Here is a 14,625-nt window from a genome sequence, read left to right as displayed (position 1 = left end):
CCATATTTAGCGAATCTCCTCACATCGATTCAGAACGCGCGCAACTAGGTAAAGGCATAAAATTGTGTTCAGCTTATTTATTCACACCTGAGGAGAGTCATGCTAGTTGTCGGCGGAATGATTGGAGTTGGTAAAACAACTCTCGCGTCAGTGATCGCGGCAGATCTCAATATTGATCTTTACACCGAAAACGTTGATGGCAATGATATTCTCCCCCTGTTTTACACAGCATCTGAAGAAGAACAGCTCATCAAACGCTACCCTTTCTTACTTCAGCTCGAATTTCTTACCTCGCGCTACCGCGATATTAAACGTGCACTTTTCGGTGGTCCATCGATTATGGATCGCTCCATTTATGAAGACTGGTACTTCGCTAAGGTGAATACAGACCTTGGCCGCATCTCACATGAAGAGTTTCGTCTTTACGCCAAAATTTTAGATGAGATGATGAAAGAAATCGCTCAATTCCCGAAAAAGGCGCCAGATCTGATGATTTATTTACATGCGTCGTTTGACACGATTATGGAGCGTATTGGTGCTCGTGGGCGCGAATTTGAGCAAGATGAAAATCTTGTTTCTTACTATCGAACCTTGTGGGAAGGCTATGACGATTGGGTGCATAACCACTACTCGGCTTCCCCAGTATTGATGGTCAATGCCGATGAGTTCGATTTTTTCCGCGCTGCAGATCGTAAGCTCTTGATGAGCCAAGTTGCTCAGTTAAAGGACAATCCAACTGCGCAATACATGGAACTCAAACCCGAAAACTAAACGTCATTCATCTTCTTAATATTGACTCTCATTATTATTTACATAAATATATTGTAATTCTTTTATATATGTGCCATGATTAAGGCATGAACCTCCTTAACGGACTGCCTCAAGCAGCAGAACTCTTCAAGGCGCTAGGAAACGAATCACGCCTTGAACTGTTAGTGCTCCTTGATAGCCAGCCACAAGGAGTTGGTGCATTGGCAGAGCAAGCCAACATGTCTCAACCACTGGTCTCACAACATTTACGCACCCTGCGCACAGTCGGTCTCGTCACCGCTACCCGCCACGGTAAAGAAATGATCTATCAGATCGCTGATGACCACGTCGCTCATGTTGTCACCGATGCTCTAACCCACGTTCAAGAATCAACCGATTCTTTTTCGTCGCCACACCAACATTAATAAACACGTACAACAAGAAAGAAAAGGTCATGACTAATCACGAACATCTTGCCGAGCACACCGTCGCCGAACACAAGCACGGCGAAAACTGTGGCCACGAAGCAATCCAACACGGCGACCACGTCGACTACATCCACGACGGTCACCACCACGCACTCCACGAGGACCACTACGACGAGCACAAGACAGTTGCTGAGCACACCGTTGCCGAACACAAGCACGGCGAAAACTGTGGCCACGAAGCAATCCAACACGGCGACCACGTCGACTACATCCACGACGGTCACCACCACGCACCCCACGGAGAGCACTACGACGAGCACTGAGTTCGTACTTTAGCAAAAGACGTATGTAGCCGGGGAAACGCTGTTGTTGCGCTTCCCCGGCTACATGTATGGCGACACTTATTTCTTACACCCTGCCATGTCTATTTCGGGTCCGTTATGCTGTCTGGAACAATCCAGAAATCACATTCTCCATGACCTTTAGCGATGATATGGTCCCGATGCAAGTTTTCACGCATTAATGCGAAATTCTTATAGTCCATTGCACAAAATAGTGGCGTATATCCGGCAAAATAATTTTCCTGAAAGAGCTTAGCAATCGGACAAATAGTGAACCGATAATACAAGCCGTCAACATGTTGAGTGCTGAAATCAAAATCCCAATTCTTCGGGTAGACGTCTCTTCTTTTTTCGATCCATGCCGCACGCTTATGTATCCCACGCTCAAACACCTTAAACACCCCTGGCTTGTTGAGATTCATTAACCCCAGATAGCGGCGTATTAATTTGTTGTCATAAAACTCATCTATTATCTTCTTCATTTCATCGTGTTGAATTAAGTCCTTATTGCCAACATGAAATGAAAAGAATGCCAACACCATATAAAGGTTGTTGGACATGGGACTGCGGTAGCCGATGTCTTCAGCTTTGTCGAGAAGATTTTTATACGCCTCATGGGCATTATTGATCATTTTTTAGTCTGCGCGTCACAGTAGTGCTTCGTTAACGACTTTCGGACGTAATGAGAGACAACGAGCCAAGGCATAGCGCGATACTTCATCATAGAAATCACCTTCAATCAGGTTAGTGTCACCTAAGTTAATCCTAATACGCAAATATCAACCCCGGAAGCCTCTCAATAATTATGCCAAATCTTACAACATCAGGTATATAGCCATTTGCACACTTATGGTTTTGAGAAAATCTATTTTGAGAATTATTCTTATATCTATTGAGAATTATTCTTACCTAGGGAGGGAGGGGCTTGATGAAACGGATCATCGCCGTCATCACAACACTGCTTATGCTAGCCAGTTGCGCAGCCCCACAGCACGACAACGCCCGTCATATCGTTGCTTCCACTCCATTTTTAGCCGATATCACACGCAATATTGCCGGCGACCATATCGACGTCGTCCCACTCGTCCCACCAGGACGCGATCCCCACACATACGAAGCGAGCTTTTCAACAATCCGAGCAATCGCCTATGCCGACCTCGCCATTACCAATCAGCTCCTGTTAGAAGATGCAGCACTGATGGATTCACTACACGCCAATCTCCCCAGCAATGCCCGCATTGTTGCTTTAGGCGACGAATCCGTCCCATTTGGTGCCTACCATATTCCGCTGGTTGAAGACGTTTCACTGTCAACTGCTTGGCTCGGTCTGCGAGTAGATGGATCCGGTGGCAACCAAGATTCCGTCACTTTCACTGCCACCAGCGTCACTGGACCAGCCACTATGGCCGCTTTTACCACTGGCACCTTCGGGCAAGCCAACGCTTGGCTCAACGCCTCTGACGGTATTTCCCCAGCCGATTCCCTCGCACTACCAACCAATGCACACACCCATATGTCCTGGGCATTCGCGAAGCCCGGTATTTACCATCTTGATTTGACTAGCGCACTCAATCATGAAGACGACACAACCGACCTCGGTTCCACCACACTCACATTCGCCGTCGGCACCGATCCGGCAACCATCGCCGAGACCATGATTGACGACGACGGACACCCCGCACGCATAATCAACTCAGGACACCTCGATATCACCGCCTCGCTTACTGGAGGCATCACTTTACGTGGTGAAGACGCATCTGGCACATCTTTCATAGAAAATCCTAGCCACGCAGTTATCACCGTTCCCCACTCCACCGCAACAACCATTCCAACCAGCGGAGATTGGCGTTTTATTGGCAAACCTGGGGACGATGTATGGATCCTTGCCCAAGCTGTTATCGGCAAACATGTTCATGGCGAAATCGACCCGCACATGTGGCTTGATGTTCGCAACACACTTGCCTATGTTGACACAATTGCTGATGCACTCGTAACTTTCGATCCCGCCAATAAGGCAAGCTATCTCGCCAATGCCACGGCATATAAAGAAAAACTCACAAAACTAGATCGATGGATGCGCCTAACATTAGCCGCTATTCCAACCAAAAATCGGCGTCTTGTCACCAGTCACGATGGATACGGCTATTTCGCTAAAGGATACGGTCTAGAAATCGCCGGCTACGTCTCTCCCAACCCCAGTCTCGAACCTTCAACACGTGATCTAACAAATCTCTCAGCCACTCTCGCATCTTTGCATATCCCCGCGGTTTTCGCAGAACTCGGCGGAGCCGGGCAATCACCAGCATTAACAAATCTGGCACACGCCAACAACATCAACATCTGTTCAATCACCGGCGATGTTGTCCAAGACGGGCAAAGTTACATCGACCTCATGACTAATTTAACAACAACCGTATCCACGTGTCTGAATCCCGGTTCCTTACCACCGTGGCCAGCAGACCTCGACATTCCAAAGGTAGACCAATGAAACTGCCCCGCACCACTGTCATCATCGCCAGCCTCTTAGCACTTGGCTTCGCCACCCCTGCCTGGGCAACAACCGACTCTTCAGAAGCCGATCCAGCATTAACTCAACGAGTTGATGCGAATGAAACCATCGCTCCGGCAGGTCAAGAAGTAGAACGATCTGCCGGCCATATCGATCTCGGTCCTAAAATGCTGGACGGTCAATGGCAGCTCATGGCTCGCGATGACACCGAAACAACCCCGGTGTGGCGCCATATTTCTGACATGATCTACCGCGTCAGCGATGACGGCATCCTGCCAGTTCCAGAAGATGACACCTATTCTTTTATTAAAGCTCCAAACCACAACGTATGGGTTGTACCGCAACAAGAAATCCCCAATGTTGTCTGGCTCGGTTGGAATACTCAAGACCCAGCTGTAGCTGACAACGTTAATGGAACAGTCACACTAACATACGGTGGCCATGAAGGGCCGGGCCAATTCAACGTCTTTGTTCAAGCCGGCAACTTTGGCGCTCCTCAAGTTCTTTGGACCTCTGATAAAAATGAACAGCAACCCATCGACGTCGAACTCCACTCGCACACCCACGCCAACTGGGTCTTCACCGAGCCTGGAATCCACCATGTCACCCTCACCGCCGCTGCCACTCTCAATGACGGTACAACCGTCTCCGATACTCAAGTTCTTACTTTTGCAGTAGGAACTGACACGGATGCTACCGGCGCACTTGACCAAGCAGTTCGTAGCGAAAACGCAACCGCTTCGGGTAACACTGATACCGATTCCGCGCCTACCGATACCGAACCTGCCGATAGTGCAAATGCCAACTCTGCCTCCACACAAGCCACATCGTCACATACTGTACTTCTGATTGCCGGATGCGCTGGCCTTGTCATCATCGGGGCTCTGATCACCCTCCTGATCGTTAAGCGCGGCGAATCTGCTACCAAAAAGAAAGCGAAGGACGAACTGTGACACCACTGTTACAGGTAGCCGACGTCAGCGTACGCCTCGGGGGACGTAATGTCTTAACCGGTATTAGTTTCGACGTCGAAGCAGGCCAACTTATCGGCCTGATAGGACCCAATGGAGCCGGCAAAACTACGCTCATGCGCGCTATCAACGGACTTATCCCCACCTTTAACGGAACGATAACACGCAACGCAAAAATCGGCTACGTACCACAATCAAGGCAAATCGAATGGGACTATCCCATGTCCCTCGAACAACTTGTCGCTACCTCTTTTATCCCACACCGGCGCTGGTTTTCCCGCCTAGGAAAAGCTGAATGGCAAGCTGTCTATCGTGCCCTTGACACCGTGGGATTAGCTGACTATTCCGAACGTGCCCTAGCAGAACTATCTGGTGGGCAAAAACAACGACTTCTCGTGGCCCGAGCACTCGTCACCGAACCCTCTTTGCTCCTACTCGATGAACCATTTACCGGATTGGACTACCCCAACCAAGATTCGTTGACTGACCTATTCACGTCATTAGCCAACGATGGCGTCGGCATCATTATGTCCACTCACGATCTGCCTGGCGCAGTAGATACCTCCAGCCATCTGCTTATGCTTAATCGAACTGTCCGTGCCTTCGGGCCACCCGCAGCCTTATGTGATCCCCAGCTGTGGATGGACACCTATCAAGTACGCGCTGATTCATCACTATTGAAAAGTTTAGGGCTTGCATGAACCTGATAGATTTCCTCACTGACCTCACCAATCCCGCGCTGAGCTTCTTGCCGCGTGCTCTCGTCGTCGCAATCCTCGCCGCCATCGTCTGCGGAGTGGCCGGAACGCACGTGATCTTGCGCGGAATGTCTTTCGTTGGTGACGCGCTTGCTCACGCCGTCTTCCCCGGCGTCGCCGCAGCCTTTGCGTTACAAGGATCAATTTTGCTCGGTGGCGCACTAGCTGGCGTGATTGTCACGTTACTTATTACCCTATTTTCCCAACACCGACGTCTGAAAGAAGACTCGATTATCGGAGTTTTCTTTGCCGCTGCGTTCGCACTTGGCTTGGTTATCATGTCCCGAATACCTGGCTACACCGGCTCCTTAGAATCTTTTCTTTTCGGATCCCTTAACGGTTCAACTGATTCCGATATGCTCGCTGTAGCAGGCTTAGGATTCCTCATCGTTGCGATTCTTGCGTTCTACCACCGCAAACTTGTCGCTGTCAGTGTCGATCGCGATTACGCCACCAGTCTTGGTATTTCCACCCTCGTAGCTGACCTCATCATCTATCTATCTGTTGCTGCCGCCGTCGTCATCTCAGTGCAAACTATCGGAAATATCCTCGTTTTAGCACTACTGATCACTCCGGCTGCCGCCGCCCGTATGCTTACTGACCGAGTGGCAACGATGATGATTATTTCTCCTGCTATCGGATCGTTAGGTGCTTTTTTAGGTATCTGGGCTTCATGGGCTTGGGACGTTCCTACGGGCGCTATGATCGTGCTGATCCTCACCGCAATATTTATTCTTGTGTGGCTTTTCGCCCCGAAACGTGGAGTAGTAACTGGCTGGCTACATGCTACTCGTCAGCGCTAAATCCCATTGCCATAACTCGTTATTGCGTTCTGCAACAACGGTGAGCCGCCCATCATGCCATATCGCATCAGAATAACCGAATTCCCCTTCATCAAAACGATAGACAACATCACCAGAAACCATATCTACGACGGCGCCATTTGTCCGATCGTTAGGCGAATGCGGATGGATGAACAATTCACCAAGAGCTTTTGCGTTGCACCCCGGATCAGGTAACGCTCGATAGCTCAGCGGCGAAAAAGTCACGCCATCCTCACTGTACGAGATAAGCCGTCCGCCAGCGCCCTTGCCTTCAAAACCCTGAATTCGAGCATTGAGAATAATACCTAGATCAGGGTCTAAAGCTAACGATGTCTCATCGATTGGATAGGAAGAATGAGCAATGGGCTCTGATAATGTCACAAGTTCTCCATTCCGGAGATGGGCAACTCGCACCGACATCTTCTCACCATGGCGCATAACATAAGGAATCAACGCGGCCCCATCCAGCATGATCGTTGAGCCTGACGTAGCGAAAAGGGCATCTGCATGCGTCTCATCGTAGAGCACATCAAGACGACGATGCGTAAATTCGCCACGAGCATCCCCCACCGCAACCCAAGCAGCCAGCCTTGGCCCGGAAAAACGTGAAGAAATATAGCTCACCGGACTATCAACAGATGCATAAGCAACAGTTATTTGTTCCTGATCTGAAGCTACACAAGAATCGGAAGCTATCGGTTCGGGTGTATAAAAATGATGCTCTAAAAGCTCATGCTTTCCAGTGAGTTCAACATACGCTAGCTGGTTCGGATTAGGCAGATCAGAAGCCATAACTTCGCCAGTAAACTTTCGTCCATCTCCCCCAACAGGTGCAGGGCGCACATCAAAAAAACACACTAGCTCACCAGCAAGAATGCCTAGTGCTGGAATACGCACTTCACCCTTATCACGCGGTGCCGCAATTCGCCGTGACCCGCCTACAGATGTCAGCATCTTCTTTACTCGGCTCCTTCACCAGGGTTATTAGGTTCTTCATTACCATCTGCTGGCGGTGCTGGTGGAGTTGCAGGTGGCGCTGGTTGGGCCGGTAGCGGCTGTTCTACCTCTGCCTCTTGAGAATCAGGGACTGCTGGTTGCGGTGAGATTGATTGCTCAGAATTTTCAACACTACCACCCGTACGTGGAAGCGAAGGCGCATCATCCTCATAATAATTTTGAGTAGTACTTTCACTTCTCACTACATCACCGCTACCTGCACTACCGTTAAGATCACGCTTATCTTTAGGGGAAACTCGGGTAGCTAACGCAAAATCACGCATTTGATCGATTCCGGCTTGATCGGTTGCTTTCACCGTAAGCTCATAAGAAATTCCATCAAATTCACAGCTAAATAGTTCAACAAATGCATCAGCTCCGGTGATGCGGAAATGATGAGCCGATATTTCACCGAATTCTACATCACCGAGATACTCAACATCCATACCCGCCAAACTCGGTGCAGCACGCAAATACTCCGCATATTTCTCTGCATCTGGGGCAACTCCTGCCGTTCCCACCACACTTAAAACTGCTCGCCGATCTTGATTAGCAGAACCCCACTGCCCAATCCGGCCAGGAATTTTTGTTTCCTGACGAGAGAAGTCACCTGGTAATTCCATATGCAAGGTAGCGCCATCAATGATGAGTCGACCGTCACGGACCTCCTCAACGAGATCTTCACTCTTAATCGCACGTTTAAGCGTTGTTTCCGACAGCGACGTGGTTAGCTGGTCTTCTTGCTGGGATGCCTGTGGCGTTTCTTGTTGCGATTGTGGTTGTGGCTGATCCTCACCACATCCAGCAAACAAAAGAACCAATGCACCAAAAGCACTTAGATACTTGCGGGCCACGTGATCTCCTTAAATTGTATGCACAAATCTGCCACCATTTTACGCTATTTTCACCCCATACCCTATTCAATAAAGAAAATAAGAATGGCTCCGACGTTACCGTCGGAGCCATTCTTATTAGCTTATATTAGTCAAGCAAACCCTTTTGTGCGGCCTTTGCCAAACGGCGCGGGATACGCACCTCGCGGCCACCGGCGAACTTGACGGTCTGAAGCTCGGTGAGCTCAGCCTTCCACTGGGAGCGGCGAGAGCGGGTGTTGCTACGGGACATCTTGCGCTTAGGTACTGCCATGAGTCCAACCGCTCCTTTCATTACGATCAATGTGCTTGGCTCTTACCAAGCAAGCTTGGTTATCCAAGCAGACAAGCAATTACTTTAGCATGTTCTGAGAAGAATCATCATCAAACTATGGGTTTTTGTGCGCAGAACCACTGGACCACGCTCTTGGTACACTTAATACCGATGACTACTTTACTCCGATTACCTTCCGGGACCGAAATACGTTCCGAATTAGAGATCAAGCGCTCGCGTTTTATCACAATAATTCGACGGGTTGATACCCCCGAAGAAGCCCGCCAGCTCGTAGCGGATGCACGTGCTGAATTTCCTGATGCTCGCCATCACTGTAGCGCCTTTAGCGTCAATATCCCGCATGCCCAACCTGTCAATCATTCCTCCGACGATGGTGAGCCTTCCGGCACTGCCGGCCGCCCGATGCTCGACGTCTTAGTCGGATCGCACTTAACCGATATCGCTGCCGTCGTCGTCCGTTATTTTGGCGGAACTCTTCTCGGTACTGGTGGGTTGGTTCGGGCATATTCTGATTCAGTTAGGCATGCTCTGGTAGGAGCACCGATGGTATCTCCAGTTATCCGTTCCGTATTTCGTTTGACGTTGCCCCATGATAGTGCGGGGAAATTTGACGCCGACGCCCGCGCACGTGGTTACGATGTCCTTGATACTCACTATGAAGCCGAGGGAGTAACGTTTCGGATTGCTGTTGACGACGAAGCTGCCTTCGTCGTCTTTGTTTCAGAATTAACTCGTGGGCAAGGACAACCCGTTGCCGATGGCGTTACAATTACTGACGAGCCCGCTGGGATCTTCCAGGGTTAGCACGCTGTGGGCGAAAAACATATCAGAAGTTGGATTATTTTCCCCTACGGACGTAGACTAAATATGTTTATTTTTCAATAACATGTAACGGAAAGGAGAACTCTCATGACCAAGATCATCGCGTTCCCCACCGTGTTTTCATGTACCTGTCTGAGGAGCGTCAGGCTCTAGCTGTGCATATGCATGCTTGGCGCTCACCGCTCATCATCCGTTATAATCGCTCAAATCTCAGATAGGAAATAACATGTTATACAACAATGCCACTGAACTTATTGGGAATACCCCACTTGTCCGCCTCAACAAAATTGCTGGAACCAATGCAACAGTGGCCGCAAAACTCGAATTCTTCAACCCTGCCAACTCAGTTAAAGATCGTATCGGCGTCGCTATTGTTGACGCTGCGGAAGCTTCTGGTGCACTCAAACCTGGTGGCACGATCATTGAAGCTACATCCGGAAACACTGGCATTGCTCTGGCCTGGGTTGGAGCTGCTCGTGGATACAAAGTCATTTTGACCATGCCTGAATCTATGTCAAAAGAACGGCGCGCGCTCTTACGCGGATTTGGCGCCGAACTCATTTTGACACCCAAAGAAGAAGGTATGCGCGGCGCAGTAGAGAAAGCTCGAGAACTTGTTGAACAAACTCCCGGAGCGATTAAAGCCTCACAGTTCTCCAATGTGGCAAACCCAGAAAAGCATTACGCTACTACTGGCCCAGAGATTTGGAATGACCTTGACGGAAACGTCGATATTTTCATTGCCGGGATTGGTACTGGCGGCACACTAACGGGTACTGGGCGTTACCTCAAAGAACGTAATCCACAACTACGCATCATCGCTGTTGAGCCGGCAGAATCTCCACTTCTTTCCGAAGGAAAAGCAGGCCCACACGGCATCCAAGGAATCGGCGCAAATTTTGTTCCAGAAGTACTCGATACGGAATTATACGATGACGTCATAGCTATCACGACCGATGAATCCCTAGAATTTGCCCGCCGAGCCGCCCATGAAGAAGGGCTCTTAGTAGGCATTTCCTCCGGTGCTGCACTTGCAGCTGCACATCGTGTAGCAGCTCTGCCAGAAAATGCTGGCAAAACTATCGTCGTGATCATTCCTGATTTTGGCGAACGCTACGTTTCCACACCATTGTTCGCTGGACTCGCTGACTGAACGGAACCTCATGCACGATCAACACCTAGGCCTCTTTAAACAGATGAAAGAGGATATGCAAACCGTGATCAACCGTGATCCGGCTGCTCGCAATCTTCTTGAAGTCTTTCTCGCTTATCCTGGCGTTCATGCAGTATGGGGATATCGCATAGCACACCGTATGTGGGGACATCAAAGGCTGAAAACACCTGCACGTATTCTAGCCCAAGGTGTACGCGCCTTCACCGGTATCGAAATCCATCCCGGAGCTGAACTCGGCAGACGGTTATTCATTGATCATGGAATGGGTGTTGTTATCGGCGAAACAGCAGAAGTCGGAGACGATGTGGTTATTTTCCATGGCACCACGTTGGGCGGAGTGTCCATGTCTGAAGGGAAACGCCACCCTACCGTTGGCGATCGTGTAGTCATCGGCTCGGGAGCAAAAGTTCTCGGTCCAATCACTATTGGCAATGATGTGGCCGTAGGAGCTAACGCTGTTGTTGTTAAAGACGTACCAGCTGGAAACACTGCTGTTGGTGTACCTGCCAAAAATCGGCCAGCACGTAATAATACGGCAGTCAGTGAGCACCTTGATCCTGCGATATGGATTTAAACTGCACCACATAATTCTTATGCAAATAGTGCAGCGCCCGATCATTTAGGGGCGCTGCACTATCGCTATAAAGGCCAGTACTGTAACCAGTTACTTTTCGTAGTCACTCATCATGTCAATGCGTGATTGGTGGCGAGATTCTGGATCGTAGCCAGTTGCCAAGAAAATATCAACGAATCGCGTTGCTTCCTCAATGGAATGCTGGCGTGCACCAATCGAAATAACATTCGAATTGTTATGCTCACGTGCAAGGGTAGCGATTTCTTCGTTCCACACCAGAGCTGCACGCACTCCGGAGACTTTATTCGCTGCCATTTGTTCGCCATTACCGGAACCGCCAATAACGATTCCTAACGAACCAGGATCAGCTACTACTGCTTCTCCAGCTGCAAAACACACTGGTGGATAGGCATCCATTTTGTCATACGTTTTGTATCCATGATCAGTAACTTCATGTCCTTGACCACGTAGATGCTCAATAAGATGGGCTTTCAATTCAAAACCGGCATGATCTGCCGCAATATGTATTCGCATGTATCTTATTTTACCCACATCCGGTAGGCTTATTCCATGAATATTGATAGCACAACACAACAAGTAACCGATGCACTGAACGCTTCGGTGCGCCCACAAGATGATCTTTTCCGTTTTGTGAATGGAACATGGATCGAGTCAACCCAGATCCCTGCTGACCAAGCTTCTGCCGGATCATTTATCGATCTGCGTAATCAAGCTGAAGAAGATGTCCGCACAATTATTACTGAACTTGCACAATCAGGGTCTAGTGATCCGAACGCAGCAAAAATTGGCGCGCTCTATAACTCGTTTATGAACGAAAGTGTGATCAACGGTCTAGGCGCAACACCGCTGGAACCCGAACTCAATCTACTTGATTCAGCTACCACTAAAGCAGATCTGGAATTAGCTATCGCACGATTGTATTCCACTGGAGTCGGTGGTCCGTTTGGAATTGATGTTGACGCTGATCGTAATAATCCGGAACGCTACATTCCTTGGGCTTACCAATCAGGTATCGGACTACCAGACGAAGCCTTATACCACTCGGAAGAATATGCCCCAATTTTAGAGGCATACAAGCAATTTATTCCCACTCTTTACTCGCTTGCAGCCGGTGTCAATGATGTTGCAGCTAAAGAAGCAGCGATAAAGATTCTGGCGGTAGAAACCGCCATTGCCTCTCACCATTTCACTGTTGTCGAATCGCGAGACGCCGAGGCAACCAACAATGTCATGAGCTACCACGAGTTTACCGAGCTCACGGGTCATTTCAACATGAAAGCGATTCTGACAGCACTGGGTATCACAGCCGAAAATGCACCAGAAATCTTATGTATGACACCACGATCGTTTACTGGTCTAGGCGAAGTATGGGACAGCTTCGACGTCGATACTCTCCGTACCTATATGCGCTGGCATCTTATCCTCGCTCGTGCCCCTTACCTATCAGAAGATATTTCCACTGCAAACTTCGGTTTCTATGGAAGAGTACTTTCGGGTCAAGAAGTACAACGCGATAGGTGGAAACGCGCCGTCGTCTTAGTTAACGGCGGCATGGGCGAAGCTGTTGGAAAAATCTACATCGCCAAACACTTCCCACCAGAGCACAAGGAAAAAATGGAGCAGCTCGTTGAGGATCTGCTCGCCGCCTACCGTGAATCTATTACCAGCTTGGACTGGATGACTGATGAAACACGCGAGCGCGCCCTTGAAAAGCTCGCCTCTTTCAGCCCAAAGATTGGCTACCCGGTCAAATGGAAAGACTACTCTGCACTAGATATTTCAGACAATGATTTACTGGGCAATATTCGAGCTATTTCTAAGTTTGAGTTTACGGATAATATCGCTCGCCTTGGCAAGCCAGTAGACCGTGACGAGTGGCATATGACCCCTCAAACAGTTAACGCATACTACAACCCAGTAATGAATGAAATTGTCTTCCCAGCAGCAATTTTACAGCCGCCATTCTTCGACGCCGAAGCTGATCCAGCCTGGAATTACGGCGGAATTGGCGCAGTAATTGGTCATGAAATCGGGCACGGATTTGATGACCAAGGCTCAAAGTATGACGGCAGTGGCCGGCTCAATAACTGGTGGACTGACACCGATCTCACTGAATTCACGAAACGAACCAAAGCACTCGTTGATCAGTATTCCGCCTATGTACCAGCACAATTCCCGGCAGATTCACCACACCATGTTAATGGTGAATTGACTTTAGGGGAAAACATTGGAGACTTGGGCGGGTTAACGATCGGGTTGAAAGCCTATGATATTGCTTGCCGTCGCGCAGGTTTGGCTTCAAGTCACGAAGCCCCAGTCTTGGCAGGATTCAGTGGCATCCAACGAGTCCTTCTCTCCTATGCTCGTATTTGGCAAGAGGTACGCCGTGATGAGCTGATGATTCAGCGAGTAGCGACAGATCCACACTCGCCATCAGAATTCCGGTGTAACGGTGTGGTGAAGAATGTGGATGCATTTGCCGAAGCGTTTAATGTCCAACCCGGCGATGCTCTCTACTTAGCTCCAGAAGAACGAGTCCGGATCTGGTAATAATGGAAATTCGAATCCCTACCCGGGATGAGTTTATCCAGATCATTGACAATATCCTGATCCCGAGCTTTCCGGCCAGTGAACGACCGGAAAGCTCGGGGTTCATGGCAATGTTCGATGACGGAATCATCTTCCCATTAGCCACTTTTATCCATCATCAACCGGTGGCCGTTTCCTTGAGCATCTCGGACTTTACCGGACAGTCAGATGCGGGCACAGAAGTCATTCTCATAGCTTGGCTGGCGGTTGGTCAAGCTGGCCGCGGTGGTGGAATTGGCTCACGTTTATTGCACGAAACCGTACGCGTATTGACTCAGCGCTACGATCCTTTGCTCATTTTGCTCGAAGTTGAGGATCCACAGATCCATACCCATGTCAGTAACTACGGCAACCCGACAGCACGCCTTCGCTTTTATGAACATGCTGGAGCACGCCGGATTGATATCCCATTTGCAATGCCCCGTGAAGATCTATCTCAAGAGGTTCTCCCCGGGATGCTTTTGTACGGCATCGGCGCACGTGCCTTGGCTCATGCCGCACCTGAATCAGTCGATATTGGTACTCCCCTTACTAAATTTTTATACGCCTATGCTCAAGCTGCTGGCGAACCGCAATCTGATGATGGACATTTCATACACCCAGCTATCGAGAACATGATTCAGCATGCGCCTCATGCTCGGTTTGTCAGCTAAGCTGTTCCATCATTATCCAACGGATACATAACCCTCGACATATGCGTT

17 protein-coding genes are annotated in these 14,625 nt (G+C 49.3%); 12 read left to right on the top strand and 5 right to left on the bottom strand.

Going from position 1 to position 14,625, the window contains the following annotated elements; translation table 11 throughout:
- Positions 1 to 99: 99 nt before the first annotated feature.
- The 3 genes from HC352_RS02435 (at position 100) to HC352_RS02425 (ending at position 1,501) form a co-directional block, all read left to right on the top strand.
- Positions 100 to 771, top strand: a complete 672-nt coding sequence (locus HC352_RS02435) for a deoxynucleoside kinase (protein ID WP_168917423.1) — start codon at positions 100 to 102, stop codon at positions 769 to 771.
- Positions 772 to 857: 86 nt separating this feature from the next.
- Entirely contained in the window at positions 858 to 1,175 is a 318-nt protein-coding gene (locus HC352_RS02430; RefSeq protein WP_168917422.1) for an ArsR/SmtB family transcription factor, read from the top strand.
- 29 nt (positions 1,176 to 1,204) lie between these two features.
- Positions 1,205 to 1,501: a hypothetical protein gene (locus HC352_RS02425; protein ID WP_168916998.1), complete on the top strand. Its 297-nt coding sequence runs from the start codon at positions 1,205 to 1,207 to the stop codon at positions 1,499 to 1,501.
- Positions 1,502 to 1,602: 101 nt separating this feature from the next.
- Here HC352_RS02425 and HC352_RS02420 read toward each other — a convergent pair whose 3' ends face one another.
- Positions 1,603 to 2,151, bottom strand: coding sequence for an L-2-amino-thiazoline-4-carboxylic acid hydrolase (locus HC352_RS02420; protein ID WP_168917421.1), 549 nt, complete (start codon positions 2,149 to 2,151; stop codon positions 1,603 to 1,605).
- A 296-nt stretch (positions 2,152 to 2,447) separates the two neighbouring features.
- Between HC352_RS02420 and HC352_RS02415 the strand changes: the two genes are divergently transcribed.
- The 4 genes from HC352_RS02415 to HC352_RS02400 are packed head-to-tail and all read left to right on the top strand — an operon-like array spanning position 2,448 to position 6,560.
- Complete coding sequence (locus tag HC352_RS02415; RefSeq protein WP_247645214.1) at positions 2,448 to 4,007, top strand: anchored repeat ABC transporter, substrate-binding protein; 1,560 nt, start codon at positions 2,448 to 2,450, stop codon at positions 4,005 to 4,007.
- Positions 4,004 to 4,981 (top strand): choice-of-anchor M domain-containing protein, encoded by a 978-nt coding sequence (locus HC352_RS02410; RefSeq protein ID WP_168917420.1) that lies wholly within the window; start codon positions 4,004 to 4,006, stop codon positions 4,979 to 4,981. The genes HC352_RS02415 and HC352_RS02410 overlap by 4 nt, the downstream gene beginning before the upstream one ends.
- Positions 4,978 to 5,700 carry a metal ABC transporter ATP-binding protein gene (locus tag HC352_RS02405; RefSeq protein ID WP_168917419.1) on the top strand — a complete coding sequence of 241 codons (723 nt, stop codon included), beginning with the start codon at positions 4,978 to 4,980 and terminating at the stop codon, positions 5,698 to 5,700. Before HC352_RS02410 ends, HC352_RS02405 begins: the two co-directional genes overlap by 4 nt.
- Positions 5,697 to 6,560, top strand: coding sequence for an anchored repeat-type ABC transporter permease subunit (locus HC352_RS02400; protein ID WP_168917418.1), 864 nt, complete (start codon positions 5,697 to 5,699; stop codon positions 6,558 to 6,560). Before HC352_RS02405 ends, HC352_RS02400 begins: the two co-directional genes overlap by 4 nt.
- On the opposite strand, the gene HC352_RS02395 is transcribed toward HC352_RS02400, so the two are convergent.
- The 3 genes from HC352_RS02395 to rpmF form a co-directional block, all read right to left on the bottom strand.
- Complete coding sequence (locus tag HC352_RS02395) at positions 6,537 to 7,535, bottom strand: sialidase family protein (RefSeq protein ID WP_168917417.1); 999 nt, start codon at positions 7,533 to 7,535, stop codon at positions 6,537 to 6,539. The genes HC352_RS02400 and HC352_RS02395 overlap by 24 nt on opposite strands.
- Positions 7,536 to 7,540: 5 nt before the next feature.
- Complete coding sequence (locus tag HC352_RS02390) at positions 7,541 to 8,431, bottom strand: hypothetical protein (protein ID WP_168917416.1); 891 nt, start codon at positions 8,429 to 8,431, stop codon at positions 7,541 to 7,543.
- 127 nt (positions 8,432 to 8,558) lie between these two features.
- Positions 8,559 to 8,723, bottom strand: coding sequence for a 50S ribosomal protein L32 (gene rpmF, locus HC352_RS02385; RefSeq protein WP_091282310.1), 165 nt, complete (start codon positions 8,721 to 8,723; stop codon positions 8,559 to 8,561).
- 171 nt (positions 8,724 to 8,894) lie between these two features.
- On the opposite strand from rpmF, the gene HC352_RS02380 reads away from it, so the two are divergent.
- The 3 genes from HC352_RS02380 (at position 8,895) to epsC (ending at position 11,314) form a co-directional block, all read left to right on the top strand.
- Positions 8,895 to 9,548, top strand: a complete 654-nt coding sequence (locus tag HC352_RS02380; protein ID WP_168917415.1) for an IMPACT family protein — start codon at positions 8,895 to 8,897, stop codon at positions 9,546 to 9,548.
- 244 nt (positions 9,549 to 9,792) lie between these two features.
- On the top strand, positions 9,793 to 10,719 hold the full coding sequence (gene cysK, locus HC352_RS02375; protein WP_168917414.1) for a cysteine synthase A: 927 nt from the start codon (positions 9,793 to 9,795) through the stop codon (positions 10,717 to 10,719).
- Positions 10,720 to 10,729: 10 nt separating this feature from the next.
- On the top strand, positions 10,730 to 11,314 hold the full coding sequence (gene epsC / locus HC352_RS02370; protein ID WP_168917413.1) for a serine O-acetyltransferase EpsC: 585 nt from the start codon (positions 10,730 to 10,732) through the stop codon (positions 11,312 to 11,314).
- 90 nt (positions 11,315 to 11,404) lie between these two features.
- On the opposite strand, the gene HC352_RS02365 is transcribed toward epsC, so the two are convergent.
- A complete protein-coding gene (locus tag HC352_RS02365; RefSeq protein WP_168917412.1) occupies positions 11,405 to 11,848 on the bottom strand; it encodes a ribose-5-phosphate isomerase in 444 nt (147 codons plus the stop codon).
- A 36-nt stretch (positions 11,849 to 11,884) separates the two neighbouring features.
- Between HC352_RS02365 and HC352_RS02360 the strand changes: the two genes are divergently transcribed.
- Complete coding sequence (locus HC352_RS02360; protein WP_168917411.1) at positions 11,885 to 13,885, top strand: M13 family metallopeptidase; 2,001 nt, start codon at positions 11,885 to 11,887, stop codon at positions 13,883 to 13,885.
- Positions 13,886 to 13,887: 2 nt separating this feature from the next.
- On the top strand, positions 13,888 to 14,577 hold the full coding sequence (locus tag HC352_RS02355; protein ID WP_168917410.1) for a hypothetical protein: 690 nt from the start codon (positions 13,888 to 13,890) through the stop codon (positions 14,575 to 14,577).
- The last annotated feature ends 48 nt before the right edge of the window (positions 14,578 to 14,625 follow it).

This window comes from Arcanobacterium buesumense, from assembly GCF_012563545.1.
GTDB lineage: Bacteria > Actinomycetota > Actinomycetes > Actinomycetales > Actinomycetaceae > Arcanobacterium > Arcanobacterium buesumense.
The sequence above is the reverse complement of the archived record's forward strand: the minus strand, read 5'-3'. Positions and strand labels throughout refer to the sequence as shown.

Excerpts from the sequence above, each read along its gene's own strand:
- HC352_RS02355 (WP_168917410.1), top strand. The coding sequence starts at position 13,888 with ATGGAAATTCGAATCCCTACCCGGGATGAGTTTATCCAGATCATTGAC.
- HC352_RS02360 (WP_168917411.1), top strand. The coding sequence starts at position 11,885 with ATGAATATTGATAGCACAACACAACAAGTAACCGATGCACTGAACGCT.
- HC352_RS02365 (WP_168917412.1), bottom strand. The coding sequence starts at position 11,848 with ATGCGAATACATATTGCGGCAGATCATGCCGGTTTTGAATTGAAAGCC.
- epsC (WP_168917413.1), top strand. The coding sequence starts at position 10,730 with ATGCACGATCAACACCTAGGCCTCTTTAAACAGATGAAAGAGGATATG.
- HC352_RS02395 (WP_168917417.1), bottom strand. The coding sequence starts at position 7,535 with ATGCTGACATCTGTAGGCGGGTCACGGCGAATTGCGGCACCGCGTGAT.
- rpmF (WP_091282310.1), bottom strand. The coding sequence starts at position 8,723 with ATGGCAGTACCTAAGCGCAAGATGTCCCGTAGCAACACCCGCTCTCGC.
- HC352_RS02420 (WP_168917421.1), bottom strand. The coding sequence starts at position 2,151 with ATGATCAATAATGCCCATGAGGCGTATAAAAATCTTCTCGACAAAGCT.
- HC352_RS02380 (WP_168917415.1), top strand. The coding sequence starts at position 8,895 with ATGACTACTTTACTCCGATTACCTTCCGGGACCGAAATACGTTCCGAA.
- cysK (WP_168917414.1), top strand. The coding sequence starts at position 9,793 with ATGTTATACAACAATGCCACTGAACTTATTGGGAATACCCCACTTGTC.
- HC352_RS02430 (WP_168917422.1), top strand. The coding sequence starts at position 858 with ATGAACCTCCTTAACGGACTGCCTCAAGCAGCAGAACTCTTCAAGGCG.
- HC352_RS02435 (WP_168917423.1), top strand. The coding sequence starts at position 100 with ATGCTAGTTGTCGGCGGAATGATTGGAGTTGGTAAAACAACTCTCGCG.
- HC352_RS02410 (WP_168917420.1), top strand. The coding sequence starts at position 4,004 with ATGAAACTGCCCCGCACCACTGTCATCATCGCCAGCCTCTTAGCACTT.
- HC352_RS02415 (WP_247645214.1), top strand. The coding sequence starts at position 2,448 with ATGAAACGGATCATCGCCGTCATCACAACACTGCTTATGCTAGCCAGT.
- HC352_RS02400 (WP_168917418.1), top strand. The coding sequence starts at position 5,697 with ATGAACCTGATAGATTTCCTCACTGACCTCACCAATCCCGCGCTGAGC.
- HC352_RS02425 (WP_168916998.1), top strand. The coding sequence starts at position 1,205 with ATGACTAATCACGAACATCTTGCCGAGCACACCGTCGCCGAACACAAG.